The organism is Polaromonas sp. P1_H6 (assembly GCF_056405195.1).
Map to the genome: position 1 here is coordinate 1 of NZ_JBFUCN010000042.1, position 23,248 is coordinate 23,248.

At 64.3% G+C, this 23,248-nt stretch carries 21 protein-coding genes, 1 tRNA gene and 1 pseudogene; 12 read left to right on the top strand and 11 right to left on the bottom strand.

The genetic code is table 11. The features are described 5' to 3' along the window. Window positions 1–342 precede the first annotated feature (342 nt). A complete protein-coding gene (locus tag AC1D1F_RS23355; RefSeq protein ID WP_477678072.1) occupies window positions 343–1,971 on the top strand; it encodes a methyl-accepting chemotaxis protein in 1,629 nt (542 codons plus the stop codon). 14 nt (window positions 1,972–1,985) lie between these two features. On the opposite strand, the gene AC1D1F_RS23360 is transcribed toward AC1D1F_RS23355, so the two are convergent. Together AC1D1F_RS23360 and AC1D1F_RS23365 are read right to left on the bottom strand one after the other, a co-directional pair. Further along, window positions 1,986–3,035, bottom strand: a complete 1,050-nt coding sequence (locus AC1D1F_RS23360) for a S1C family serine protease (protein ID WP_477678073.1) — start codon at window positions 3,033–3,035, stop codon at window positions 1,986–1,988. Window positions 3,036–3,384: 349 nt separating this feature from the next. Next, window positions 3,385–3,469 (bottom strand) — tRNA-Leu (locus AC1D1F_RS23365). Between the two features lie 39 nt (window positions 3,470–3,508). Here AC1D1F_RS23365 and cysM point away from each other — a divergent pair. From cysM to AC1D1F_RS23380, 3 genes are all read left to right on the top strand, one after another. Then, window positions 3,509–4,411: a cysteine synthase CysM gene (gene cysM / locus AC1D1F_RS23370; protein WP_477652732.1), complete on the top strand. Its 903-nt coding sequence runs from the start codon at window positions 3,509–3,511 to the stop codon at window positions 4,409–4,411. A gap of 107 nt (window positions 4,412–4,518) precedes the next feature. Further along, complete coding sequence (locus tag AC1D1F_RS23375) at window positions 4,519–5,052, top strand: NUDIX hydrolase (protein ID WP_436153484.1); 534 nt, start codon at window positions 4,519–4,521, stop codon at window positions 5,050–5,052. Between the two features lie 85 nt (window positions 5,053–5,137). Further along, entirely contained in the window at window positions 5,138–5,365 is a 228-nt protein-coding gene (locus tag AC1D1F_RS23380; RefSeq protein WP_092130867.1) for a sulfurtransferase TusA family protein, read from the top strand. A 41-nt stretch (window positions 5,366–5,406) separates the two neighbouring features. Here the strand turns inward: AC1D1F_RS23380 and galU are convergent, their stop codons facing one another. Then, complete coding sequence (galU, locus tag AC1D1F_RS23385; protein ID WP_477678074.1) at window positions 5,407–6,324, bottom strand: UTP--glucose-1-phosphate uridylyltransferase GalU; 918 nt, start codon at window positions 6,322–6,324, stop codon at window positions 5,407–5,409. A gap of 165 nt (window positions 6,325–6,489) precedes the next feature. On the opposite strand from galU, the pseudogene AC1D1F_RS23390 reads away from it, so the two are divergent. Beyond that, window positions 6,490–7,284, top strand: a pseudogene (locus AC1D1F_RS23390) (NAD(P)-dependent oxidoreductase); the annotation flags it as partial. On the opposite strand, the gene AC1D1F_RS23395 reads toward AC1D1F_RS23390, so the two are convergent. The 3 genes from AC1D1F_RS23395 to AC1D1F_RS23405 all read right to left on the bottom strand — a co-directional run bounded on the left by AC1D1F_RS23395 (window position 7,267) and on the right by AC1D1F_RS23405 (window position 12,585). Continuing rightward, window positions 7,267–10,383 carry a valine--tRNA ligase gene (locus tag AC1D1F_RS23395; protein ID WP_477700856.1) on the bottom strand — a complete coding sequence of 1,039 codons (3,117 nt, stop codon included), beginning with the start codon at window positions 10,381–10,383 and terminating at the stop codon, window positions 7,267–7,269. The pseudogene AC1D1F_RS23390 and the gene AC1D1F_RS23395 sit on opposite strands and share 18 nt — an antisense overlap. 223 nt (window positions 10,384–10,606) lie before the next feature. Next, window positions 10,607–10,807 (bottom strand): DUF2783 domain-containing protein, encoded by a 201-nt coding sequence (locus AC1D1F_RS23400; protein ID WP_477678077.1) that lies wholly within the window; start codon window positions 10,805–10,807, stop codon window positions 10,607–10,609. Further along, the gene (locus tag AC1D1F_RS23405; protein ID WP_477700857.1) at window positions 10,804–12,585 is read right to left on the bottom strand and encodes an FAD-dependent oxidoreductase; all 1,782 of its coding nucleotides are present in this window, start codon (window positions 12,583–12,585) and stop codon (window positions 10,804–10,806) included. Before AC1D1F_RS23405 ends, AC1D1F_RS23400 begins: the two co-directional genes overlap by 4 nt. A gap of 568 nt (window positions 12,586–13,153) precedes the next feature. Between AC1D1F_RS23405 and AC1D1F_RS23410 the strand changes: the two genes are divergently transcribed. The 7 genes from AC1D1F_RS23410 (at window position 13,154) to queF (ending at window position 19,384) form a co-directional block, all read left to right on the top strand. Next, complete coding sequence (locus AC1D1F_RS23410) at window positions 13,154–13,576, top strand: rubrerythrin family protein (protein WP_411879083.1); 423 nt, start codon at window positions 13,154–13,156, stop codon at window positions 13,574–13,576. A gap of 101 nt (window positions 13,577–13,677) precedes the next feature. Beyond that, window positions 13,678–15,027: a heterodisulfide reductase-related iron-sulfur binding cluster gene (locus AC1D1F_RS23415; RefSeq protein ID WP_477678556.1), complete on the top strand. Its 1,350-nt coding sequence runs from the start codon at window positions 13,678–13,680 to the stop codon at window positions 15,025–15,027. 17 nt (window positions 15,028–15,044) lie between these two features. Beyond that, window positions 15,045–15,635: a DUF3501 family protein gene (locus tag AC1D1F_RS23420; protein WP_477678557.1), complete on the top strand. Its 591-nt coding sequence runs from the start codon at window positions 15,045–15,047 to the stop codon at window positions 15,633–15,635. 104 nt (window positions 15,636–15,739) lie between these two features. Then, complete coding sequence (gene yaaA / locus AC1D1F_RS23425) at window positions 15,740–16,516, top strand: peroxide stress protein YaaA (RefSeq protein ID WP_477678558.1); 777 nt, start codon at window positions 15,740–15,742, stop codon at window positions 16,514–16,516. A gap of 33 nt (window positions 16,517–16,549) precedes the next feature. Next, on the top strand, window positions 16,550–17,380 hold the full coding sequence (locus tag AC1D1F_RS23430) for a 2OG-Fe(II) oxygenase (RefSeq protein WP_477678559.1): 831 nt from the start codon (window positions 16,550–16,552) through the stop codon (window positions 17,378–17,380). A 168-nt stretch (window positions 17,381–17,548) separates the two neighbouring features. Further along, a complete protein-coding gene (locus tag AC1D1F_RS23435; protein WP_477700858.1) occupies window positions 17,549–18,442 on the top strand; it encodes an alpha/beta fold hydrolase in 894 nt (297 codons plus the stop codon). Window positions 18,443–18,556: 114 nt separating this feature from the next. Then, window positions 18,557–19,384 (top strand): NADPH-dependent 7-cyano-7-deazaguanine reductase QueF, encoded by an 828-nt coding sequence (gene queF / locus AC1D1F_RS23440; protein WP_477677214.1) that lies wholly within the window; start codon window positions 18,557–18,559, stop codon window positions 19,382–19,384. A gap of 12 nt (window positions 19,385–19,396) precedes the next feature. On the opposite strand, the gene AC1D1F_RS23445 is transcribed toward queF, so the two are convergent. From AC1D1F_RS23445 to AC1D1F_RS23465, 5 genes are all read right to left on the bottom strand, one after another. Further along, the gene (locus tag AC1D1F_RS23445; protein WP_477677215.1) at window positions 19,397–20,257 is read right to left on the bottom strand and encodes an enoyl-CoA hydratase-related protein; all 861 of its coding nucleotides are present in this window, start codon (window positions 20,255–20,257) and stop codon (window positions 19,397–19,399) included. A 24-nt stretch (window positions 20,258–20,281) separates the two neighbouring features. Beyond that, entirely contained in the window at window positions 20,282–20,611 is a 330-nt protein-coding gene (locus AC1D1F_RS23450) for a hypothetical protein (protein WP_477677216.1), read from the bottom strand. 134 nt (window positions 20,612–20,745) lie between these two features. After that, window positions 20,746–22,053, bottom strand: a complete 1,308-nt coding sequence (locus tag AC1D1F_RS23455; protein WP_477677217.1) for an aminotransferase class V-fold PLP-dependent enzyme — start codon at window positions 22,051–22,053, stop codon at window positions 20,746–20,748. Window positions 22,054–22,150: 97 nt separating this feature from the next. After that, the gene (locus AC1D1F_RS23460) at window positions 22,151–22,828 is read right to left on the bottom strand and encodes a cupredoxin domain-containing protein (RefSeq protein WP_477677218.1); all 678 of its coding nucleotides are present in this window, start codon (window positions 22,826–22,828) and stop codon (window positions 22,151–22,153) included. Window positions 22,829–22,842: 14 nt separating this feature from the next. Further along, window positions 22,843–23,220, bottom strand: coding sequence for a DUF6632 domain-containing protein (locus tag AC1D1F_RS23465; protein WP_477677219.1), 378 nt, complete (start codon window positions 23,218–23,220; stop codon window positions 22,843–22,845). Window positions 23,221–23,248 lie beyond the last annotated feature (28 nt).

Consider the following 23,248-nt stretch of genomic DNA (forward strand, 5'->3'; position numbering starts at 1 on the left):
CGAGTTTGCGCGAGACCCCGCCGTAGTCGAGCACCGCAGGTTGCCCGAAGCGAAGCGTAGGGACCCAGACTGCGGGTCGCCTTTTTTTGCTTAMTTTTTTTGGCGAAGCAAAAAAAGTGAGTCGCATGCCGGGCGACTCCCGGCCAGCAACCCTCAGCAAAGAGAACAGAGGAAGCGCGGACAACCGGAGCAAGACCCGGCCACCAACCCCTGTCAATTCAATAAATAAAGCCCTCTTTTGCGTCTTGTTCGGGCACAAGCGCCCGAACTTTTCTTGATACCGTGCATGAGCTTGGCCTCTCCCGCGCCTTCAGACGGAAGCGGCTTGCAGGAGACAACACCATGCAACTGGACAATTTAAAGATCAGCACGCGGCTGGGCGCGGGTTTTGGCCTGGTATTGCTGCTGACCGGCGGCTTGCTGGCCGTGGGCCTGAGCCAGCTGACAGGCGCCGGCGCCTTCAGCCGTGATCTGAGCAGCGACGCCTGGACCCGCGCGGGCGCCGTGGCGGCGCTGACCGCTTCATCGCAGGCCAATGCGCGCGCCACCCTGGAACTGTCCCTCACGGGCGATCCGGCGCAGGCGGCCGCCGCGCGGCGGCAGCTGGCGGCCGGCGACAAGAACATGGCGGACGCACTTGCGGTGCTGGAGGCCGGCGCACCGCCTGCCGAAGAGAAAGCCTTGCTGGCCGGCGTGCGCGGCGCGCAGGCTGCCCATGCCCAGGCGCTTGCCAAAACGGCCCGGCAATTCGAAGCGGGCGACCGCGACGGGGCCTCTCGCGCCTGGGTGGCCGAGGCTGGCCCCGCGCTGGAGCGGCTGCAGCAGGAACTGGTCGCGCTGGCCCAGTTGCAGGCACGGGCGGCCAAGGCCGGCGGCGAGGCTGTGGCAAGCGGCATCGCATCGGCGCAGCGCTGGATGCTGGGACTGGCGCTGGCCGCTTTGCTGGTGGGCGCGGCAGTGGCCTGGCGGCTGGGCCGCGGCATTGCGCAGCCGCTCAATGAAGCGATCTACATCGCCGAAACCGTGGCCGCCGGCGACCTCAGCCAGGAGTTCTCCACCGAACGCGGCGGCGATTTCGGCCGGCTGCTGGGCGCGCTGGGCGATATGGAAGACACGCTGACCGACCTGGTCAGCCGCATCAAGGCCTCGACCGACTCCATCACCCTGGCGTCCGGCGACATCGCCGCCGGCAATGCCGACCTGTCGCGGCGTACCGAGGAGCAGGCCGCTTCGCTGGAAGAAACCGTCTCCAGCATGGAAGAGCTGACCTCCACCGTCAGGCTCAACGCCGAGCATGCGCGCTCGGCCAGCGGGCTGGCGGCCACCGCCTCGGGTACCGCGGAGCAAGGCGGCGCGGTGGTGGCCCAGGTGGTCGACACCATGGCGGCCATCAGCGGCAGTTCCAAAAAGATCGTGGACATCATCGCCGTCATCGAAGGCATCGCCTTCCAGACCAACATCCTCGCGCTCAACGCGGCCGTGGAAGCCGCGCGCGCTGGCGAGCAGGGCCGCGGTTTTGCCGTGGTGGCCAGCGAGGTGCGCGGCCTCGCCCAGCGCAGCGCCGAAGCCGCGCGCGAAATCAAGGCGCTGATCGCCGACTCCGTGGCGCATGTCGAGAACGGCTCCGAGCTGGTCGGCCAGGCCGGTCGCACCATGCAGGACATCGTGCAGGCCGTCAAGCGCGTGAGCAGCCTGCTCGAGCAGATCTCCGCCGCCTCGGTCGAGCAAAGCAACGGCATCGAACACGTGAACCAGGCCATGGTGCTGATGGACAAGGCGACCCAGCAGAACGTCGCGCTGGTCGAGCAGGCCTCCACCGCCGCGGCCTCGCTGGCCGAGCAGACGCTGCAGCTGCAGGCCGCCGTCGATGAGTTCAAGCTGGACGCGGAACCCGAAACCGCGCCGTCCGCCGCGCTGCACTTTCAGGCGATAGGCAAGAACCTGCACCGCACGGCGCCGCTTCCGGCATAGCGCCGTGGCGCCGGTCAGATACCCGGCGGCTTTTTGAGCGTCTGCATGCGGTCCTGGCCGCGCAGCACGATGGTCTTTATCTCGGCACCCTGCAGCACCGTGAGGCGGATTTCCGCATCCGGTGCGGCGTGGTCCCAGAGCTTTTTGTAAAAGGCTTCCAGCGTCGCGACTTTCGCGTCGTCCACCGCCAGCACCACGTCGCCCGCCGACAGCCCGGCCAGGTCCGCCGGGCTTTCCTTGCTTACGCGCACGATCTGTATGCGCCCGCCCTGGTCGTTGGAGGTGATACCCAGCCACGGCCTGCGGCTCTTGGCGCTGTAACCCGCGCGCTGCAGCTCCGCGAGGATGGGGCGCAGCAGGTCCACCGGCACAAACATATTGCCCGGCAGGCGGCGGTTCTCGCCCGTCGCGTCCGACACGAACAGCGAGCCTATGCCCATCAGCTCGCCGCGCTGGTTGAAGAGCGGCGCACCGCTGTGGTTGCCGCCGCTGGCCAGCACCGGCGGGCTGGTGAACAGCGCCGATTCAATGTGGTATTCCCAGCTGCCCGAGAACGCGCGCCGGCTGACCAGCCGCGTCATGCTCACGTCCCCATCCTCGTCCGGCTGCGGGCCCGTCACTGCCATCAGCGGCTCGCCCGGCTGCAGATCCCGGCTGCTGCCCAGGGCCGCCACCGCCACATTGCGCAGCGGCAGCAGCGGGCGCAGCAGGCCGAAACCCGTGGCCAGGTCGTAGGCCACGGCGCGCGCCGGCAGCGTCCTGTTGTCCTGGGTCACGATCTCGATCTGCTCGGCCTCCAGCATCAGGTAGCCGATCGTCAGGATCAGCCCGTCCTGGCTGATCAGCACGCCCGAACCGGCACGCCGCAGGCCCAGCGTCTCGGCCGAGCGAGCGTCTTCCGTCGCCGTGACCTTGACGCCCACCACCGCCGTTGTGGCCCGGTTCAGCGCGTCCATCATGGCCTGCGCAGGCGGCGGTGGTGGCGTGGCCGCGTGGGCCGTGCCCAGCAGCAAAGTGCCTGAAAGGAGGAGGTAGAGCCAATGACGCAAATGCAGGGTGCACATGACGGACTCCTGGCGCGGCGAGGGGCGTGGGGCACAGATTGGGGAAAGGGCCGGGCCGCGCTGGAAGAATGCGCTTTATTGAATGGTGTTGCAAGCAGCAGGGTCAAAACTTCGCCGGACCATTCGCGGCGAGGTATTAGAGGGACTACTAGAGGGACGCGTATTCAATCAAGCAACGCAGTTGTGCCGGCTTGCTCAGTCATGGAACACATGGTTGTTGGTACCCAAGATGGGTGCCCTTGGCTCATCATTTGGCTCAAGCGCGTCGAAGCATTCAAGAGAGATCGGGGAACACCATTTTGTGGCAGGCCAATGGCGCAGCGTGATGTTCTCCACGACTGAAGAGCCGTGGTGCCCGGGGCCGGAATCGAACCGGCACGCCTTTCGGCGGGGGATTTTGAGTCCCCTGCGTCTACCAATTTCACCACCCGGGCTGGAATGAGCGAAGCCTCAAATTATGGCACAGTGTGGTCATGAACTATCCCACCATTGAAGACGCGATTGGCAAAACGCCTCTGGTCGCGCTGCAACGCATCTACGCCGCCGAGAACGCCGCACGGGGCAATGTGATCCTCGGCAAGCTTGAAGGCAACAACCCGGCCGGCTCGGTCAAAGATCGGCCGGCACTCTCCATGATCAAGCGCGCCGAGGAGCGCGGTGACATCAAACCGGGCGACACGCTGATCGAAGCCACTTCGGGCAATACGGGTATTGCCCTGGCCATGGCGGCGGCGATCAAGGGCTACAAGATGGTCCTGATCATGCCGGAGGACCTGAGCATCGAGCGGGCCCAGACCATGAAGGCTTTTGGCGCGGAACTGATCCTGACGCCCAAAAGCGCGGGCATCGAATACTCGCGCGACCTGGCGGACCAGATGCAGAAAGAGGGCAAGGGCCGGGTGCTGGACCAGTTCGCGAATGCGGACAATCCGCGCATCCATTACGAGACCACCGGGCCCGAAATATGGACAGATACGTCAGGCAAGGTGACACATTTTGTCAGTGCCATGGGCACGACGGGCACGATTACCGGGGTTTCGCGCTACCTCAAAGAGAAAAACCCCGCCATCAGGGTGATCGGCGCCCAGCCCAGCGAGGGTTCGCGCATCCCCGGAATCCGCAAATGGCCGCAGGAATACCTGCCCAAGATCTATGACCCGCGCCAGGTCGATGAGCTCGTGCTGGTGAGCCAGGCCGACGCCGAGGACATGTGCCGGCGCATGGCGCGCGAGGAAGGCATCTTTGCCGGGATCTCGGCCGCGGGCGCCCTCTGGGTGGCGCAGGAGATCGCCAAGACCGTCCAAAACGCGGTCATCGTATTTGTGGTCTGCGACCGGGGCGATCGTTACCTGTCTACTGGAGTGTTTCCGGCTTGAGGGCCGGCTCTCTTTTTACCCGTCTGATGCGCGTTCGAAACTGGAAACCCTGGTAAGCGGGGCGCGTTTCTTTTCTTTTGTCTTCCTTCTCACCTTGATCCCCCACCATGACCCATGAATTCCGGTTTTGCCCGAACTGCGCGACGCCGCTTGCCATGGTGTCGCAGATGGAGGACGGCGGCGAAAAGGCCAGGCTGCGTTGCCCGGCCTGCGGCTTCACCCACTGGAACAACCCGACGCCGGTGCTGGCTGCCGTGATTGAATACCACGGCCAGGTGCTGCTGGCGCGCAACGCGGCCTGGCCGGGCAAGATGTATGCGCTGATCACGGGCTTTATGGAAGCCGGCGAAACGCCGCAAGGCGGGATTGAGCGCGAAATCAAGGAAGAAACCAACCTGGAAACCAGTTCGCTGGACCTGATCGGCGTCTACGACTTCCAGCGCATGAACCAGATCATCATTGCCTACCACGCGGTCTGCACGGGGGAGGTCAGCCTCTCGCCGGAGCTGGTGGATTACCGGCTTTATGACCTGGACAAGCTCAAGTGCTGGCCCGCCGGCACGGGCTATGCGCTAGCCGACTGGCTGCGCACGCGGGGGCATGAGCCGGAATTTGTGGAATGGGCGAAGAGGACGGAATAGGACCGGGCATGCCGCGCCGCCTCGGGTAAAGCCCGTTAAAGGGCTATTGCGCTTTGCTTAAAATCGCGGCAACCCAAGGATTTTCATGAACATCGACAAAGAACTCGACACCCGCGGCCTGAACTGCCCGTTGCCCATCCTGAAAGCCAAAAAGGCGCTGACGGAAATGCTGAGCGGCCAGCTGTTGCGTGTGGTGTCCACCGATTCGGGCTCGACCCGGGATTTCCAGGCTTTTGCCAAGCAGACGGGCAATGAGTTGGTCGAGCAGCAGGTCGCCGGCAGCGACTTTATCCACGTACTCAAGCGCCGCTGAAGGCGACGCCAAGCCGCCAGACCGTCAAACCCGCAAGCCGCTCAAGCCTGCTTGCGGCGTTCCCGGCCCGACCAGCCGATCTGCAGGTTGTCGAGGTAATTGCGGAAGTGCACGCCCACCTCGGGGTGTTGCAGCGCCAGCTCGACGGTGGCCTCCAGAAAGCCTTCCTTGCTGCCGCAGTCATAGCGTTTACCCTCGTACTGAAAGGCATAAACGCTCTCTTTGTCGAGCAGGCTTGAAATGCCGTCGGTGAGCTGCAGCTCGCCGCCCACGCCCGCCTTCTGGCTGCGGATGTGCTCAAAAATGGCCGGCGTCAGGATGTAACGGCCGGCAACGCCCATGCGCGACGGGGCGGCTTCGGGCGCGGGTTTTTCGACGATTTTCTTCACTTTCATGAGGCCGGTGCTGGCGCCGTCGGTGGCGACGATGCCGTAGCGGCGCGTCTGGTCCTGCGGCACTTCCTGCACCGCCAGGATGGACTGCTGCACTTCCTTGAACTGCTCGGCCATCTGGGCCAGCACGGATTTACCGCCTTGGGGGCCGACCATCAGGTCGTCGGCCAGCAGCACGGCAAAAGCCTCCTGGCCGACCAGGTGCTCGGCGCACAGCACCGCATGGCCCAGGCCCAGGGAACGGGGCTGGCGCACATAGGAAAAGTTCATGTCGTCGGGCTGGACGGAGCGGACCAGGTCCAGGAGCTTGTGCTTTTGGGCTACCTCGAGTTCGTTCTCAAGCTCGTAAGCAGTATCAAAGTGGTCTTCTATGGCCCGTTTATTGCGTCCTGTCACAAAAATCATGTGGCGGATGCCTGCCGCGTAAGCCTCTTCGACCGCGTATTGGATCAAGGGCTTGTCGACGACGGGGAGCATTTCCTTGGGCTGGGCCTTGGTGGCCGGTAGAAACCGGGTGCCGAGACCGGCCACCGGGAACACTGCTTTGTGTAATGTAAATTTTTGCATCGACTTTGATCGGGGAAAAGACTAGAGTGTTGCGTTGTTGATACATCGCTTCAGGTCGGACAAACGCCCGACTTGACGTGGTCAATCCGCGCGAATTGCGGTCTGCGGGAAAAAAGGACTCACTGGGTGGACATCTTACTTCTTGACGCGCTGGTGCCCGAGGCCATGGCCTGGCTCGAGACCCGCCACAGCGTGGGCTACCACCCCGAACTCGCCGACGACCTGATTTCGCTGCGCAAGATCGCCTACAAGACCAAGGGTATCGTGTTTCCGCGGCAGACCGTGGTGACGCGAGAATTCCTTGACTTCCTGCCCAAAATCAAGGCCGTGGGCCGCCTGCATGTGGGCACGGACAACACCGACCTCGAGGCTTGCAAGGAACGCGACATCAAGGTCGTGCATGCCAGCAGCGCCAATGTGCGCTCCAATGCCGAATACCTGCTCAGCAGCCTGCTGCTGCTGTACCGCCGCGGCCTGGTCTCGGCCCTGATGGGGCGCCGCCATCCGACGACGCAGATGGGCCGGGAGCTGCACGGCAGCACCGTGGGCATCCTGGGCCTGGCGCCGACGGCGCACACGCTGGCCGGCATGCTGAACGGCCTGGGCGTGCGCCTTATAGGCTACGACCCGGCGGTGCACCACACGGCGCCGATCTGGGAGCGCCTGCGCATACAGCCGGTGTCCTTGCCCGAACTGGTCAGCCAGGCCGACGCGGTCTCGGTGCAGATGCTTTACGCCACGCGCTTCCGCGGCTTTGTGAATGAAAAACTGCTGGCCGCCTGCAGGCGCAACCAGCTGTGGGTAGGCATCAGCCGCAGCGAACTGTTCGACGAAGCCGCACTGGCCGCGGCGCTGTGCGACGGCCGCATCGAGGCCTGCATCCTGGACGGCGCCGAAGCCAGCTTCCTGGGCGACACCTCGCCGCTCAAGGGCCTCAAGAACCTATTCGTCACGCCGCGCCTGGGCTCGCACACACGCGAGGCGCGCCTGCGCTCGAGCTGGTATGTGGCGCACCGCATGCATGAGGCTATAGGCTCGGTGCCGCACAGCGGCATGGACCAGTTGCCCAGCGGTTCCATGGGCCTGGATTTGCCGGGTGGCGTAACACCCTCCCAATGGTCCGAGCCAGAGTTCATGATCCGCTGAACACGCGGCCGCCCACAAAAAAGCCCCGTTGAACGGCTGTTCCAGCACGGCCGGGGGTACCTTGCTGACGAAAGCTTCATTGGCGAGCTTGGTCTCGGACTTGGTGATCTCTCCCGTCAGGCGAGCCTCTTCCTTTTGCAGGCGCATCTTTTCCGCCGCCAGATCGACTTCCATGAAAAGGCACAGGCGCGCTTCGCCGACGATGGCCACCGGTGCGGACTGTGCCGCGGCGGCCCAGCCGGCCTGGTCGTCGAAGACCCTGACTTCGCTGAGCTTGGCGAGCGACTTGAGCACGGGCGCCACGCCGGTCATGAAGGCGTTGTCGCCGACCACAAACAGCGGCAGGCGCGTGGCCGGCGAGACCTTCATCTCTCCGCGCAGGTTACGGCAGGCGTCGACCAGGGTCTTGAGCTTGGCGACGTGGGCCTCGGCCTTTTCGTCGATCTTCTCGGGCTGGCTTTGCGGATAGGGTGCGACGCCGATGAACTTGCCGGTCTTGCCGGCGATGGGCGCAACGGTCTGCCACAGCTCTTCGGTGATGAAGGGAATCACCGGGTGCGCCAGGCGCAGGATGGCTTCGAGCGTGCGGATCAGGGTGCGGCGCGTGGCGCGTTTTTGCGCGTCGTTGCCGGTCTGGATCTGCACCTTGGCGATTTCAAGGTACCAGTCGCAGAACTCGTCCCAGACAAACTGGTAGATGCTGCCGGCGACGTTGTCGAGGCGATAGTCGGCGAAGCCCTTGGCGACGTCGGCTTCGACGCGCTGCATGGTCGATGAGATCCAGCGGTCGGCCTGCGAGAAGCTCAGGTAGCCGTGGAACTCGCCGCCGGGCGCGCATTGCTCTTTGCTGTGCTCTTCAAGCCCGCAGTCCTGGCCTTCGCAGTTCATCAGGGTGAAGCGCGTGGCGTTCCAGAGCTTGTTGCAGAAGTTGCGGTAGCCCTCGCAGCGCTTGCTGTCAAAGTTGATGCTGCGGCCCAGGCTGGCCAGCGAGGCGAAGGTGAAGCGCAGCGCATCGGCGCCGTAGCCCGGGATGCCGTCGGGAAATTCCTTTTCGGTGTTCTTGCGCACCTGCGGCGCGGTCTCGGGCTTGCGCAGGCCTTGCGAGCGTTTTTCAAGCAGGGGGGCGAGCTCGATGCCGTCGATCAAATCGACCGGGTCCAGCACATTGCCTTCGGACTTGCTCATCTTCTTGCCCTGGGCGTCTTTCACCAGGCCGTGGATGTACACGTGTTTGAACGGAACCTGGCCGGTGAAGTGCGTGGTCATCATGATCATCCGGGCGACCCAGAAGAAGATGATGTCGTAGCCGGTGACCAGCACGCTGGAGGGCAGGAACAGGGAAAGCTCTTTGGTCTTCTCGGGCCAGCCCAGCGACGAGAAAGGCACCAGCGCAGACGAGTACCAGGTGTCCAGCACGTCTTCGTCGCGCGTGAGCTTTTTGCCGGGCGCCTGCTTCTGCGCCTCTTCCTCGCTGGTGGCGACATAGACCTTGCCGTCTTCGTCGTACCAGGCCGGGATCTGGTGGCCCCACCAGAGCTGGCGCGAGATGCACCAGTCCTGGATGTTGTTCATCCACTGGTTGTAGGTGTTGACCCACTGCTCGGGTACAAACTTGACCTCGCCGCTGCTCACGGCGTCGCGTGCTTTTTGCGAAATGGATTTTCCGGTCGGGTCCTGTTCGCTGACCTTGCTCAGCGCGACAAACCACTGGTCGGTCAGCATGGGCTCGACCACCGCGCCGGTGCGCGCGCAAACCGGCACCATGTTTTTGTGCGGCACGGCTTTTTCGAGGAAGCCTTGTTCTTCCAGGTCTTTCAGCACGGCCTTGCGGCAGTCATAACGGTCCAGGCCCTGGTATTGCACCGGGCCGTTTTCGTTGATCTTGGCGTCCAGCGTGAAGATGGTGATCAGCGGCAGGTCGTGGCGCAGCGCGACCTGGTAGTCGTTGAAGTCGTGCGCGCCGGTGATCTTCACCACGCCGCTGCCGAAGGCCGGGTCCACATAGTCGTCGGTGATCACCGGGATTTTTCGGTCGCACAGCGGCAGGTCGACCATCTTGCCGACCAGGTGCTTGTAGCGTTCGTCGTCGGGGTGCACTGCCAGCGCGCCGTCGGCCAGCATGGTTTCGGGCCGTGTGGTGGCGATGTGCATGCCGCGCAGCGGCGATCCGTCGGCCGCTTTCTGCGGGCCGTCGCTGAAGGGATACTCGATGTGCCACATGAAGCTGTCGCGCTCTTCGTTCTCGACTTCCAGGTCGGACACGGCGGACTTGAGGATCGGGTCCCAGTTCACCAGGCGCTTGCCGCGGTAGATCAGGCCCTGTTCATAGAGCTGCACAAAGGTCGAGGTGACCACCGTGGACATCTTCGGGTCCATGGTGAAGTACTCGTGCTTCCAGGCCACCGAGTCGCCCATGCGGCGCATCTGGCGCGTGATGGTGGTGCCGGACTCTTCTTTCCACTCCCAGACCTTGGCGACGAAGTTTTTGCGGCCCAGGTCGTGGCGGCTTTTTCCTTCGCCCTGCAGCTTGCGCTCCACCACGATCTGCGTGGCGATGCCGGCGTGGTCGGTGCCGGGCACCCACAGCGTGTTGTGGCCGCGCATGCGGTGGTAGCGCGTGAGCGAATCCATGATGGTCTGGTTAAAGGCGTGGCCCATGTGCAGCGTGCCCGTCACGTTGGGCGGCGGCAGCTGGATGGAAAACGAGGGTTTGGCCGCGTCCAGCGTGGGCTCGTACTGGCCGCTTTGCTCCCATTCGGGGCCCCAGCGGCTCTCGATGGCGGCCGGCTCGAAGGATTTGGCCAGGCTGTCCAGCCCCGGTGTCGGGACTTTGACGGCCTCTGCGGCGGGGGTGGCGGTATCGGCAGGGGCGGGGGCGGCAGCGTTGGTCATGGGGGCAATGAAAAACGGCATCGAGGGGATGCCGCCTTGGGTTGGGTGAAACTACCCTGATTTTATTCGACTAGGCCGCCCTTGCCTCCCCGTTGGGGTGAAATCGGGCGATTGAGCCACCCAGGCCCTTGCATGGGCGTTAGCCCATGTCGCGTTCCCGGGCGGCCCACTCATCCCGATTGCACCCCAACGGGGAGGGCAAGGGTTCATTCCGGGAAGGGTATTGCGTGGTGTGAATAAGTTTTCAGGTCTTGCACGCTGCCGCCACGCAGGCCCGCAGCACCGCGGTGTCGCCCAGCTGGTTGGCCATCAGCAGGATCAGCCTGGCATTGAGCAGCTCGGATTCCTCGCGGCTCAGGCCCTGGTGGGCGTCCAGCAGGCATTCGTAAAACGCATCCGCGTCCTGGAAATGCAGGCGCGTGCTCAGGGGGCTGTCGGGTTTCATGCGATGTCCTTTCCGGTGGACGCGCCCAGCGCGGCGGCCACCGCGTGGACCAGCGAGGCGTCCACGCTCTCGCCGGTGGCGGCGACATGGCCGTCGGGCCGAAGCAGCGCCCAGGCGTGGCCGAAAACGTGGCAGGTCGCCTGCAGGTGGCCCTGGTCGTCAATCACGTGTTCCACGGCCGTGGCTTTTTCGCCGGGGCCGACCACCTGCACGCAGCGGATGCCGGCTTCCACCGACAGCGCCGCCAAGCGCGCCAGCGCGGCGGCGGAGACATCCCCAAAGGCCAGCAGCAGCAAACGGCCCTGGGCCCAGGCCAGCAGGTCCAGCAGTTCGCCGGGGCGGCCGCCGGGCCAGGCAAAACCCACGTTCTGCGTCGCGCGGCCGCCGGAGGGACCGCAGGCCCCCGAGCGTGTGTAGTGGTTGGGCGTGGACATGCGGCCGGTGTTGACGAGTTGCCGCGCGAACACATGCTCGCGCGCCAGGCTCAGCGCCGCAGTGCGGAACAGCCTTTCGGCGCCGTCGGCCGGCCGCAGGAAGCGCGCCGTGCGGTTGGTGACCCGCACATTGTGCGTGGCCGCCTCGTGCCGCTCGTGGTGGTAGCTGTCGAGCAGGGCGGGCGCTGCGCGGCCCTGCAGCACGGCCGCCAGCTTCCAGGCCAGATTGTCGGCGTCCTGCACGCCCGAGTTGCCGCCGCGCGCGCCAAAGGGGCTCATCACATGGGCCGCGTCGCCGGCAAAAAACACGCGGCCGTGGCGCAGGCTGTCCAGGCATTCGCTGCGGTAGGCATAGGGGCCGACCCAGACGATCTCGTAGTCGCCGTCGTCCAGCAGCTGACCGGCCTGGCTCTTGAACTGCGCTTTGAGGCGGGCGCGCACTACGTCCTCGCGGCTGACTTCTTCGGGTTTGGCGTGCGGCGGCATCTGGTAGTCGATGCGCCAGACGCCGTCCGCCATCAGGTGCTGCCAGACGGCCCGGCCTTCGTTAAAGGGCGCTTCTATCCAGGTGTGGCGCTCCACCGGCGGCGGGTTCTTGAAACGCACGTCGGCAATGCACCAGCGGTCGTCTCCTTGCTGCGCTGTCACCGTGGCGCCGCACCAGGCGCGCAACGGGCTGCGAGAGCCGCTGCAATCGATGACGTGCTCAGCCTCCAGCGCATACGAGCCGGCCGGGGTTTCCAGTCGCAGCGTCGCGAAGTCCTCGTTCTGCTCGATGCCGGTGACGCGGTGGTTCCAGCGCAGGTCAACCAGGCGGTCTTCAGGCGCGGGGCTGTACAGCTGCTCGACCAGGAAACCCTCGACATAAAACTGCTGGATGTTGATAAACGGCGGCTGGCGGCTCAGCGAGTGTGTCTGTTGCTGGCGCAGGTCGAAGGCGTAGACCTCGTCGCTGCCTGCAAAGGTGCGGCCCACGCTCCACTGCACGCCTCGGGCCGCGATGCGCTCGTAAATGCCCAGGCGCTTGAAGATCTCCAGGGTTTTCTGGGCGTAGCAGATGCCGCGCGAGGAGGCGCCTTTCACGCCCACGGTGTTGTCCTCGTCCAGCAGCACGGCTTTGATGCCGTACTGCGCCAGCGCGCAGGCCAGCGTCAGCCCGGTGATGCCGCCGCCCACGATGGCGACCGCGTGGCGTTTGACCTCACCCGTGCGCAGCTCCGGCGGCTCGACGAAGGGGTATTCGGGCAGGGTGTAGCCCGCGCCCTGGGCGAACTCATAGCCATTGGTGAAAGCGGCGGCCAGGGTGGCGGGCGGATTGTTATGGATGGGTGTTGTCTCGGGCATGGGCTGCGCCTCTTGTCTTGTTTACCTATTCGTAATCAATCTACCATAACGTAATTATGAGGAGCGCAGCCTCGGCTCTCCAGCGCGGAAGCGCTATGACGGCGCGGCTTGCAATTGATGGTTGTTATTAATGCTTACGTATTTATAGCTTTTATCAATTTCATGCATTGATTCCGGCAATTAGACGATTGCCGCCAACAGGTCTATGGTGTTTCAGGGCCTGTTAACGCTATTTATGCAAATGCGAATGGGGTGAGAAAGGCGCCAATCAAGGCGCGCGACGACGTCCAGACTGGGCGTCTGGACTAGGAGCGCAACGCCGAGTGGCGCCTTTCTCACCCCATTCCCTCCGGGTTGCGATCAAAAAGGCCTTGCGCGGCGTTGCAAAGCCTTGACGGGGTTCACCCCGCCTGCGTTTTGCGCCTTGCTCAAGGCCTTTTTGACTCGCAACGCATCTTGCATAAATAGCGTTAACAGGCCCTAGTCTTCAGTCCTCGCGCTGGACATCTGCGGCTTGGCTTGAAGCATTGGCGATTTGTTCATCCATCAACCCACGAAGGAGATTTCCATGGCTGCTCTTAAAGGCTCCAGGACGGAAGAGAACCTGAAAGCCGCATTTGCCGGCGAATCGCAGGCCAACCGCCGCTACCTCTATTTTGCGAACAAGGCCGACGTTGAAGGCCAGCCCGATGTCGCGGCGCTGTTCCGCTCCACCGCGGAAGGTGAAACCGGCCATGCCCACGGCCATCTCGAATGGCTGGAGCAATGCGGCGACCCCGCCACCGGCATGCCCTTCGGCGCCACGCGCGACAACCTCGCATCCGCCGTGGCCGGCGAAACCCACGAGTACACCGACATGTACCCCGGCATGGCCAAGACCGCGCGCGACGAAGGCCACGACGAAGTGGCCGACTGGTTTGAGACCCTGGCAAAAGCTGAGCGTTCACACGCCAATCGCTACACCAAGGCTCTAGCAGAGCTGGTCGATTAATTGACTTCTCGCTGCGCCGCAAGGCGTGGCGGGTTTTGGAAAAGATTCCGTACGAGAGTCCTTTCTCAAACTCCACCTGAGATTCAAAAGAAGAGGCAAGCATGGCCACAGAAGGCAACCTCCAGGCGCCCACGCGCCACGCGATCGACTGGAAAAACCCTGACTTCTACAACGAAGACGCGGCCCTCCACGAGATGGAGCGCATCTTCGACATCTGCCATGGCTGCCGCCGCTGCGTGAGCCTGTGCGGCGCTTTCCCCACACTCTTCGACCTGGTCGACGAAAGCAAGACCGGCGAGGTCGACGGCGTGGACAAGAAGGACTACATGAAGGTGGTCGACCAGTGCTATATGTGCGACCTCTGCTACATGACCAAGTGCCCCTATGTGCCGCCGCACGAGTTCAACCTCGACTTCCCCCACACCATGCTGCGCGCCAAAGCCATCAAGTTCAAGAAAGGCGAAGTCGGCGCGGGGGAAAGGTTTTTATCGTCCACCGACGTGCACGGCCAGTTCGCCGGCATCCCCATCGTGGTCCAGGTGGCCAATGCTGTCAACAAGACCAAACCGGCGCGCGCCGTGATGGAAAAAGTACTGGGCGTCGACAAGAATGCCTGGCTGCCGGACCTTGCCACGAAGAAGTTCCGTTCCGGCGCGCCCGAATCACCGCCGCACGCGGTGAAAGACGGCGCCAAGACACCCGGCAAGGTGGTGATTTATTCCACCTGCTACATCAACTACAACGAGCCCGGCATAGGCCACGACCTGCTCAAGGTGCTGGACCACAACGAAGTGCCCTATGTGCTGGTCGACAAGGAAAAATGCTGCGGCATGCCCAAGCTGGAGCTCGGCGACCTGGTATCGGTGAACGCCAGCAAGGAGGCCAACATCCCGATACTGGTGAAGTACGCGAAAGACGGCTACGCCATCCTGAGCGCCGTGCCCAGCTGCACCCTGATGTTCAAGCAGGAACTGCCGCTGATGTACCCCGATGATGCCGAGGTGCAGCTCGTCAAGGAGCACATGTGGGACCCGTTCGAATACCTGATGGCGCGCAAACGCGACGGCCTGCTCAAGACGGAGTTCAGCACGCCGCTGGGCAAGGTCAGCTACCAGATCCCCTGCCACGGCCGGGTGCAGAACATCGGTAAAAAAACCGAAGAGATGCTCAAGATGGTGCCCGGCACCAGTGTGCACACGCACGAGCGCTGTTCGGGCCATGCCGGCACTTTCGGCGTCAAGGTGCCCTACCACCAGCAAGCCATGAAGATCGGCAAGCCGCTGTTCAAGGCCATGGCCAGCCACAAGGACGGCGGCCTGCCCGACGTGATCAGCAGCGACTGTCCGCTGGGCGGCCACCACATCGCCCAGGGTTTTGAGGTCAACAGCCTGGGCGCGCCGCCGCAAAAGCATCCGCTCACTTTGATACGCACGGCCTACGGCCTCAAGTAAGCCATGAGGACGCCGCCATGAAGACCACCGGAAAGATCACCCGCGATTCCCTGATGACCCTGGAGGCCTACAGCAAATACCGCAAGGAGAACAAGGCCGCCATCATCGCCCACCGCAAGCTGCGCAGCGTACGCCTGGGGGAGCACATCAACCTGCAGTTTGAAAGCGAAACCAGCATCCGCTACCAGATCCAGGAGATGCTGCGCGTGGAAAAGATCTTTGAAGAGGAAGGGATAGAGCAAGAGATCGAAGCCTATGCCCCGCTGGTGCCCGACGGCGGCAACTGGAAGGGCACGCTGATGCTGGAGTACCCCGACGTCAACGAGCGAAAACGCGAACTGGCGCGGCTGATAGGCGTGGAAGACCGCATGTTTGTGGAAGTCGAAGGCCATGCGCGTGTCTACGCGATCGCCGATGAGGACATGGACCGTGAAAATGACGAGAAAACCTCGGCCGTCCATTTTGTGCGCTTCGAGCTGGACCAGGCCATGTGCGCGGCGGTCAAGGCCGGCGCCAGTGTCAAGCTGGGCTGCGACCACACGCATTACCCGGCGCATACGACGATCGCAGCGGAAACCCTGGCATCACTGGCCAGCGACCTGCATTAGGAGCAGCTCTCGAGAGGGTTTCAAGGGTTCTGCGGGCTGCGGGCCGTACCTCAGCCCGGCTGTCGTAAAGTGGGGGGTTCGCCCTTACTCCAACAATTCCAAGCATGCTGTTTCTCATCTCGCCGGCCAAGTCGCTGGACTACGACACGCCGCCGCACGTCGCCACCCACACCCAACCCCTCTTCACGCGCCAGTCAGCCCAACTGATTGACGTGCTCAAGACCCGGACCCCGCAGCAGATCGGCACGCTGATGAAACTCTCCGATGCACTGGCCGGCCTGAACGTGGCGCGCTACCAGGCCTGGTCGCCCAGGTTCACCGCGAAAAATTCCAAACAGGCCGCGCTGGCCTTTGACGGCGATGTGTATGGCGGCCTCAATGCCAAAACACTGAACGAGGCGCAGCTCGCCTGGGCGCAAGACCATCTCTGCATCCTGAGCGGCCTTTACGGGGTGCTGCGGCCGCTGGACCGCATGCAGCCCTACCGGCTCGAAATGGGCACGGCACTGGCCACGCTCCAGGGCAAAAACCTCTACCAGTTCTGGGGCTCGCAGATTTCCGCCTACCTCAATGAGCGCGCCGCGGCCGACACCTCGCCCGTCATCGTCAACCTGGCCAGCGAGGAGTACTTCAAGGCCGTGGACCGCAAGGCGCTCAAGGCGCGTGTGGTGAGTTGCGTGTTCGAGGAGTTCAAGGGCGGCAAGTACAAGGTCATCAGCTTCTTCGCCAAGCGCGCGCGCGGCCTCATGGCGCGCTACGCGATCGAGAAAAAAATTGCCACGGTCAAAAAACTTGAAGGCTTTGACGTTGAGGGTTACCGCTTCGACCCCAAGGCCTCCGGACCCGACCGGCTGGTGTTCCGGCGCGCACAGGCCGCCTGAACGGCCCCCAGCCACTCACCCGGCCAGCCCGCCATGCAAGCCCAGACCCTCACGCGCGAGATGCAGGACTGGGTGGCGGCGCAACTCGCGGCCGGCTACACGCCGCACGAGGTTTTCCAGGCGCTGCTGGATGCCGGCTGGCACGCGGCCGCCGCCAACCAGGCCCTGGGCCTGCCGGCGCCCGTCGCCGCGATACCGCAGCCCGCGCAGGCCGTGCCCTGGGTCAAGGCCGATGCCTCCGGCGCCATGGTGGACGCGGGCGACAAATGGGTGACGGTGAGTGAGCATCGCAGCGCGCCCGAACTCTGGGTCTTCGGCAACCTGCTCAGCACGGCCGAATGCGAGGCACTGATGGAAGCGGCCGAGCCGCGCCTGGCGCGCTCGCTGACCGTGGACATCCGCACCGGCGGCGAAGAATTGAACCACGACCGCACCAGCCACGGCATGTTCTACACACGCGGCGAGAACGAGGTGGTCAGCCGCATCGAGGCCCGCATCGCCAAGCTGCTGAACTGGCCGGTGCAGAACGGCGAAGGCCTGCAGGTGCTGCGCTACCGGCGCGGCGCCGAGTACAAACCGCACTACGACTACTTCGACCCCGGCGAGCCCGGCACCGCGGCCATCCTGCGCCGCGGCGGCCAGCGCGTGGCCAGCCTGATCATGTATTTGCAGGAACCTGACGAAGGCGGCGCCACGGTATTTCCCGACATAGGCCTTCGCGTGCGGCCGCAGCGCGGCAGTGCGGTATTTTTCAGCTATGCGCTGGCGCATCCGGCCAGCTTGACGCTGCACGGTGGCGAGCCCGTAAAAACGGGCGAGAAGTGGATTGCCACCAAGTGGCTCCGAGAAAGGGAATTCATTTGAACTTCATCCCTTATCTCTATAGGCTGAACGAAGACTTCAAATCATGATGTCTTAATCTGCGTAAATCTGCGAAATCTGTGGATAAAGAGTTCATCCGCAGATTTCGCAGATTTACGCAGATTGAAAACCGGATGATCAGTGTGCTTGGGGCGGGGACCATAATCCACCATGAAAATCAAAGCCAACCAGATCGATATTGAAATCGAAGTCACCCACCCCGGCGACACCACCGGCCGCCCCGTGGTGCTGCTCATCATGGGCCTGGGCATGCAGCTGATCGCCTGGCCGCCGGCCATGGTGCAGGCGATTGCCGATGCGGGTTTTCGCGTTGTGCGCCTTGACAACCGCGACATAGGCTTGTCCCAGCACTTCGACCACCTGGGCACGCCCAGCCTGCTCTGGGAGGGGCTCAAGTTCCGCCTGGGCTGGCGCATACGCGCGCCTTACAGCATCGAAGACATGGCCGCCGACACCCTGGGCGTGCTGGACGCGCTCAACATCGCCAAAGCGCATGTGGTGGGTGTCAGCATGGGCGGCATGGTCGCGCAGCGCCTGGCGGTGCTCGCGCCTTCGCGGCTGCTGAGCCTGTCCAGCATCATGAGTTCCAGCGGCGCGCGCGGCCTGCCCGAAGCCAGCCCGGCCGTGACCCGCGTGCTGCTGAGCCGTCCGGCCGGCAAGGGCGTGCAGGCCGCCGTGGACCACACCGCCAGGCTGCTGAAAGCCATCGGCAGCCCTGGTTTTCCCACGCCCGATGCCGAGCTGCGTGAGAAAGTCGCTGCGGCGGCGCAGCGCAGCTTCCACCCACAGGGCGTTGTGCGCCAGATGGTGGCGATTGCCGCCGACAGCACGCGCGCCGCGGCGCTGGCCAGGGTGACGGCGCCCACGCTGGTGCTGCACGGCAGCGCCGACCCGCTGGTGCCCATGGCCTGCGGCCAGGACACGGCCAGGCGCATTCCGGGTGCGCGTTTTGAAAGCATTGAAGGCATGGGCCATGATTTGCCGCCGGGGGTGGTGGAGTGTCTGCTTGCGCACCTGATCCCTCACTTCAAGGCCCACAGCTGAAAAATAGAGCCCCCACGCTCGTCACTTCGTGTACTTCGCTGCCCCCCGAGGGGGCCGTCGCTTGCTCGGGGCGGCCCTTCGCTGCGCGGTGCGGTTAGCTGCGAAAATGGGGACATGAACACCCCTGAACAATCCCAGCTCGGCAAACCCTCGGCCTACATCGACCAGTACGACGCCTCGCTGCTGTTTCCCATCCCGCGCGAAGGCAAACGCGCCGAAATCGGCGTCACCGGCACGCCGCCTTTTTTCGGCGCAGACCTGTGGACGGCGTTTGAACTCAGCTGGCTCAACCTGCGCGGCAAGCCCCAGGTGGCGCTGGCCCAGATCACCGTGCCCTGCGAATCGCCCAACATCGTCGAGAGCAAGTCCTTCAAGCTCTACCTCAACAGCTTCAACAACACGCGGTTCGCGGATGCGCGCGACGTGCGCGAGCGGATTCGCGCCGACCTCAACGCCGTGGTGGGCATGGGCGTCGGCATCAAGACCCTGGGCCCCGAGCTGTTCGACCGCGAGCCGGTGCACGAGCTTGATGGCCTGAACCTGGACCGGCTGGACGTGGAGTGCATCCACTACCAGCCCGCGCCCGAGCTGCTGTTCGCCGAATTCGACGAGCCACCCGTCGAGGAGACGCTGACCAGCAACCTGCTCAAAAGCAACTGCCTGGTCACCGGCCAGCCCGACTGGGGCAGCGTGCAGATCCGCTACGCCGGCCCGCAGATCAACCAGGAAGGCCTGCTGCAGTACCTGGTGAGCTTTCGCAACCACAACGAGTTCCATGAGCAGTGCGTGGAGCGCATCTTCATGGACATCTGGACGCGCTGCAAACCGCTGAAGCTCTCGGTCTACGCGCGCTACACGCGGCGCGGCGGGCTGGACATCAACCCGTTCCGCACCAGCCATCCGCAGGCGCTGCCGCCCAGCATACGCACTGCACGGCAGTAAGAACGCCCCGGTTTACTGCCCGAACTCGCTGAAGTTCTTGAGCGGCGTAAGCCCGGGGAACTGCCCCGCGCGCTTTTCCTTCATGGCCATCACGGACTCGCGCACATGCGCGTTGCTCCAGATCGCACCCTGCAGCCAGCCCATTTGCCGGAGCGCATCGTCCACCGAGTGGTCGCGCGCGTAATGGATGGCCTGTTTGCTGCCCCAGACCGCCACCGGCGGCTTGGCGGCGATTTCGTTCGCGCATTGCATCGCGGCGGCCAGCATGGCGTCCGCTGAATCAAACACCTCGTTGACCAGCCCGTAACCCAGTGCTCTGGCCGCCGGCAGTCGTCGCCCGGTGTAGGCCAGTTCCTTGACGACGGCCAACGGCAGCAGCTTGGGCAGGCGCTGCAGCGTCCCCACGTCGGCCACCATGCCGATGTTGATTTCCTGGATGCAGAAAAACGCGTCGGCCGTGGCGTAGCGCAGGCAGCAGGCCGTCACCATGTCGACCGCCCCGCCTATGCAGCCGCCCTGGATGGCCGCGATCACGGGGATGCGCAAAGTCTCGAGTTTGGTGAAGGTGGCCTGCATGTCCGTCAGCAGGTCGAAGATGGCCGCCCGGCCTTCGGGGCTCTGGTCGTCCATGGCGATGCCGCTGCCGAAGGTCTCCAGCGCCATGCCCGCGCTGAAGTGTTTGCCGGTGCTGGAGATCACCAGCACGCGTGCCTCGCCGGTTTTATGGAGATGCGTGAGCGCCGCGTCCAGCTCGCGCCAGAACAGCGGGTGCATGGTGTTCATCGCCTCGGGGCGATTCAGCACCAGGTGGGCGACGTGGCCGGTGGTGGTAAGGGTGAAGCAGGTCAGGGAGGGTGGGGTGGGAGCGTTCATGCCCCCACTCTAAGTCAGACCGGGTCAGGCGACCAAGTCCAGCCAGTCACACCTGAGACGCCGCGCCAGGTGCGCCCGCGCTCTTGCATAGACATACAGCCGCGGCGCCAGGACGCCCAGCGCGCACAGCGGGTAGGCCCAGGCCGCGTCAAAGGTATAAGCCGGCAGCCAGCCCGTCCAGCCCATGAGCCAGATTGTCAGCACCGCTTCCCAGAGCTGGCATTCGAGGGGGTGCGCCGCTCGCTGTACCTCGCGCCAGTCCTTCAGGCGCTGGAACTGGGCCAGCGTGATGTGGTGCCAGTAGGGCGACCGGGTAGGTGTGGGTGCGTTGGAAGGATCAGAGGGATCGGACATAAAGCCTCCGTGCGGAAGCTTCAATGTAAGTTTCGTGAAAGCTTCTGTCAACGGCCGCAAGCCGTCAGGGTCGACGCCAAACGCTTTTTTTTGCAAGCCCTCGTGACAGGCCGGGCCGCCCCGGCCACCGCGCCTCAGGCCGCGGCCAGGGTTTTCAGGGCCGAGACCAGCCGGTCCAGGTCGGCCTCGGTGGTGTAGAGCGCCGGGGAGACACGTATGCAGGGGCCTTTGGCCACGCCGGTGCGGCGCACCGTCAGCACGCCATAGCTGTCGCGCAGCTGCGCCACCAGCGCCTTGTAGTCGTCCGGCTTTGTCCTGCCGGCCAGGCGGAAAGAGGTGATGCCCGCGGCCATGCCGGGCTGGTCCGGCGTCAGGATGTCGACGCCCTTGAGTTCGCGGGCGCGGCCGACCCAGTAGTCGCGCAGGTAGCGAAGGCGAAGCTCCTTGGCCTTGGGGCCGATTTCCGCATGCAGGGCCAGCGCCCTCGGCAGGGTCAGCAGGGCCGCGAAATTGGAGGTGCCGCTGTGCACGCGCGAGCGGATGTCGTCGGCCGGCCAGTCCTCGTCGGCCATCGCGCGGTCTATATCGGGCAGCCGCCCTTTGGCGACGTACATAAAACCCAGGCCGACGGGTGCGCCTATCCACTTGTGCAGGTTGAAGCCGACGAAGTCCACGCCGAGATCTTGCACCTTGAAGTCGATCTGGCCCCAGGAGTGCGCGGCGTCCAGCACCACGTCCACGCCGCGGGCCCTGGCCATCGCGGCGATCTCGGCCACGGGCATTACCAGCCCCGTGCGGTGGCTGACGTGCGTGAGCAGCAGCAGTTTGGCCTTGGGGTTGTTGGCCAGGGCTTCCCGGTAGGTTTGCAGCACGGCTTCGCGCGTGGCGGGCTCGGGGATGCTGAACTTGACCACGTTCACGCCGCGCCTGTCCTTGAGCCAGTTCATCGCGTACTGCATGGAGTCGTAGTCGAGGTCGCAAAACAGCACGCTGTCGCCCGCGCTGAGTTTGTTGTAGCCGCCTATCAGCAGCTGCAGGGCTTCGGTGGCGCCGCGCGTGAAGGCGATCTCCCCCGGAGCGGCGCCCACGGCGGCGGCCAGCAGCTTGCGGGCTTCGGTCGCATCGCCGTCGAACTGCGAACGCGCATAGTAGGAATTCTCGCGGTTCACCATGTCGGTCTTGGCCTGGTACTCGCTGCGCACCGGGTCGGCCATGATGCCCCAGTAGCCGTTTTCCAGGTTCACCGTTTTGGGCGTCACGGTGTAGAGCGACCTGACGGCAGCCCAGTAGCCGCGATCGGTGGCCATGGCTTGCGCACTGCCCGCCGGCAGGGGCGGAAGACTCCGGGCGGTGGTCTGGGTTTGGGCCTGGGTATTGGCCGCGGTGAGAGAGGCGGTGGCCACGAGGCCCATGACAAAACCGCGGCGATTGGCATGCAGCATGAAAACGTATCCTGATGATGGGTGTCTGCGGTTTTTAACCGCCGGACATGTCAGGCATGTGTCGTCATGGCTGCGGCGGCGTGTCGCCTTTCTTCCCTTAGATCCGCCGGCGGCGCGGCACGACGCTCAATTGCAGCGTAAGTTTCCCCGGCGAAGCGGTCACGGTGTAAGCCTGCGGCGCGATGTCTATCAACTGGTCGGCATGCCAGACCTTGATCTGCGCGACGCCTTCGGGAAGCTGCGTGATCTGCGCCACGCCTTCGGCATTCGTCAGAATGGCCCAGGGTGATTCGCTCACATACACGTGGCCGCGCATGGAGCCGTGGATGTGGCAGCCCAGCAGCACGGCGCCGGCCTTGGTGAACGTGGCATCGGCCGTTCTGGCCGGTTTGCCTTCGGGCTTGCCGTCCAGGCGCAGCTCAAAGCCTTCGCCCGCCGCGGCATTGAACTGTGCCGCGCCGGCGGCCGAGCCGCGCACGTGGTGTTCCCACGGGTCGTTGTTGACGAACTGGGCCTTCGCGCCCACGGCCACCACGCTGACGGCCGGTACAAAGCGCATCTTTTCCTGGTAAATCGTGACCTGGCTGGGCAGCGGGGTTGGGGCTGCACCGGTACTGGCCGAGGGCACGACCACCACGACCGCATCGGGCGCCGGCTTGCCTTCCTTGTCGAGCACCAGCACCGAGAGGTTGGCGGCGCCGGCCCAGGCGGAAAAGGCCAGGCCGGCGAGCAAGAGCAGGGCGGATGCCAGCGTTCGCGAAGTGGGGTGTGTCATGGGGTTCTTCCGGTTCAGGTTTCGCGAGGCATCAACAAGCCCAGCACGGCTGCCACCACAAACAGCGCCGGCACGTCACCCCAAAGATGGCCCATGGTGTGGTGGCCGCTGAAGGACTGCACCGCCATGATCCCGCCGTGCACGACGCTGGACCAGACGGTGAACCAGATGAGGCTGCGGTGCAGCAGCGGGTTGCGGGCCGCCAGCAAAAGGAAGACACCCAGCGTTGCGTACAGGCCTATCATCATCTCAAGGTAGTGCGAACGGCCCTCCGTATGCCAGGCCCAGCCCGAAGGCCAGACGATGGTGAGCGGCCAAAAGGCAAAAGTAAAGATGAGGCCTGTCAGCGTCAGGGCGACGCGCAGGTATTTGAGGCGATCAGCATTTGTCATTGTTTTGTCTCTTTCGGATCATCGAAAG

Coding starts and splice junctions, on each gene's coding strand:
- AC1D1F_RS23450 (WP_477677216.1), bottom strand. CDS start 20,611: ATGTCCGATCCCTCTGATCCTTCCAACGCACCCACACCTACCCGGTCG.
- yaaA (WP_477678558.1), top strand. CDS start 15,740: ATGCTGTTTCTCATCTCGCCGGCCAAGTCGCTGGACTACGACACGCCG.
- AC1D1F_RS23420 (WP_477678557.1), top strand. CDS start 15,045: ATGAAGACCACCGGAAAGATCACCCGCGATTCCCTGATGACCCTGGAG.
- AC1D1F_RS23460 (WP_477677218.1), bottom strand. CDS start 22,828: ATGACACACCCCACTTCGCGAACGCTGGCATCCGCCCTGCTCTTGCTC.
- AC1D1F_RS23405 (WP_477700857.1), bottom strand. CDS start 12,585: ATGCCCGAGACAACACCCATCCATAACAATCCGCCCGCCACCCTGGCC.
- queF (WP_477677214.1), top strand. CDS start 18,557: ATGAACACCCCTGAACAATCCCAGCTCGGCAAACCCTCGGCCTACATC.
- AC1D1F_RS23395 (WP_477700856.1), bottom strand. CDS start 10,383: ATGCCGTTTTTCATTGCCCCCATGACCAACGCTGCCGCCCCCGCCCCT.
- AC1D1F_RS23360 (WP_477678073.1), bottom strand. CDS start 3,035: ATGTGCACCCTGCATTTGCGTCATTGGCTCTACCTCCTCCTTTCAGGC.
- AC1D1F_RS23415 (WP_477678556.1), top strand. CDS start 13,678: ATGGCCACAGAAGGCAACCTCCAGGCGCCCACGCGCCACGCGATCGAC.
- galU (WP_477678074.1), bottom strand. CDS start 6,324: ATGCAAAAATTTACATTACACAAAGCAGTGTTCCCGGTGGCCGGTCTC.
- AC1D1F_RS23430 (WP_477678559.1), top strand. CDS start 16,550: ATGCAAGCCCAGACCCTCACGCGCGAGATGCAGGACTGGGTGGCGGCG.
- AC1D1F_RS23400 (WP_477678077.1), bottom strand. CDS start 10,807: ATGAAACCCGACAGCCCCCTGAGCACGCGCCTGCATTTCCAGGACGCG.
- cysM (WP_477652732.1), top strand. CDS start 3,509: ATGAACTATCCCACCATTGAAGACGCGATTGGCAAAACGCCTCTGGTC.
- AC1D1F_RS23410 (WP_411879083.1), top strand. CDS start 13,154: ATGGCTGCTCTTAAAGGCTCCAGGACGGAAGAGAACCTGAAAGCCGCA.
- AC1D1F_RS23375 (WP_436153484.1), top strand. CDS start 4,519: ATGACCCATGAATTCCGGTTTTGCCCGAACTGCGCGACGCCGCTTGCC.
- AC1D1F_RS23445 (WP_477677215.1), bottom strand. CDS start 20,257: ATGAACGCTCCCACCCCACCCTCCCTGACCTGCTTCACCCTTACCACC.
- AC1D1F_RS23355 (WP_477678072.1), top strand. CDS start 343: ATGCAACTGGACAATTTAAAGATCAGCACGCGGCTGGGCGCGGGTTTT.
- AC1D1F_RS23380 (WP_092130867.1), top strand. CDS start 5,138: ATGAACATCGACAAAGAACTCGACACCCGCGGCCTGAACTGCCCGTTG.
- AC1D1F_RS23455 (WP_477677217.1), bottom strand. CDS start 22,053: ATGCTGCATGCCAATCGCCGCGGTTTTGTCATGGGCCTCGTGGCCACC.
- AC1D1F_RS23465 (WP_477677219.1), bottom strand. CDS start 23,220: ATGACAAATGCTGATCGCCTCAAATACCTGCGCGTCGCCCTGACGCTG.
- AC1D1F_RS23435 (WP_477700858.1), top strand. CDS start 17,549: ATGAAAATCAAAGCCAACCAGATCGATATTGAAATCGAAGTCACCCAC.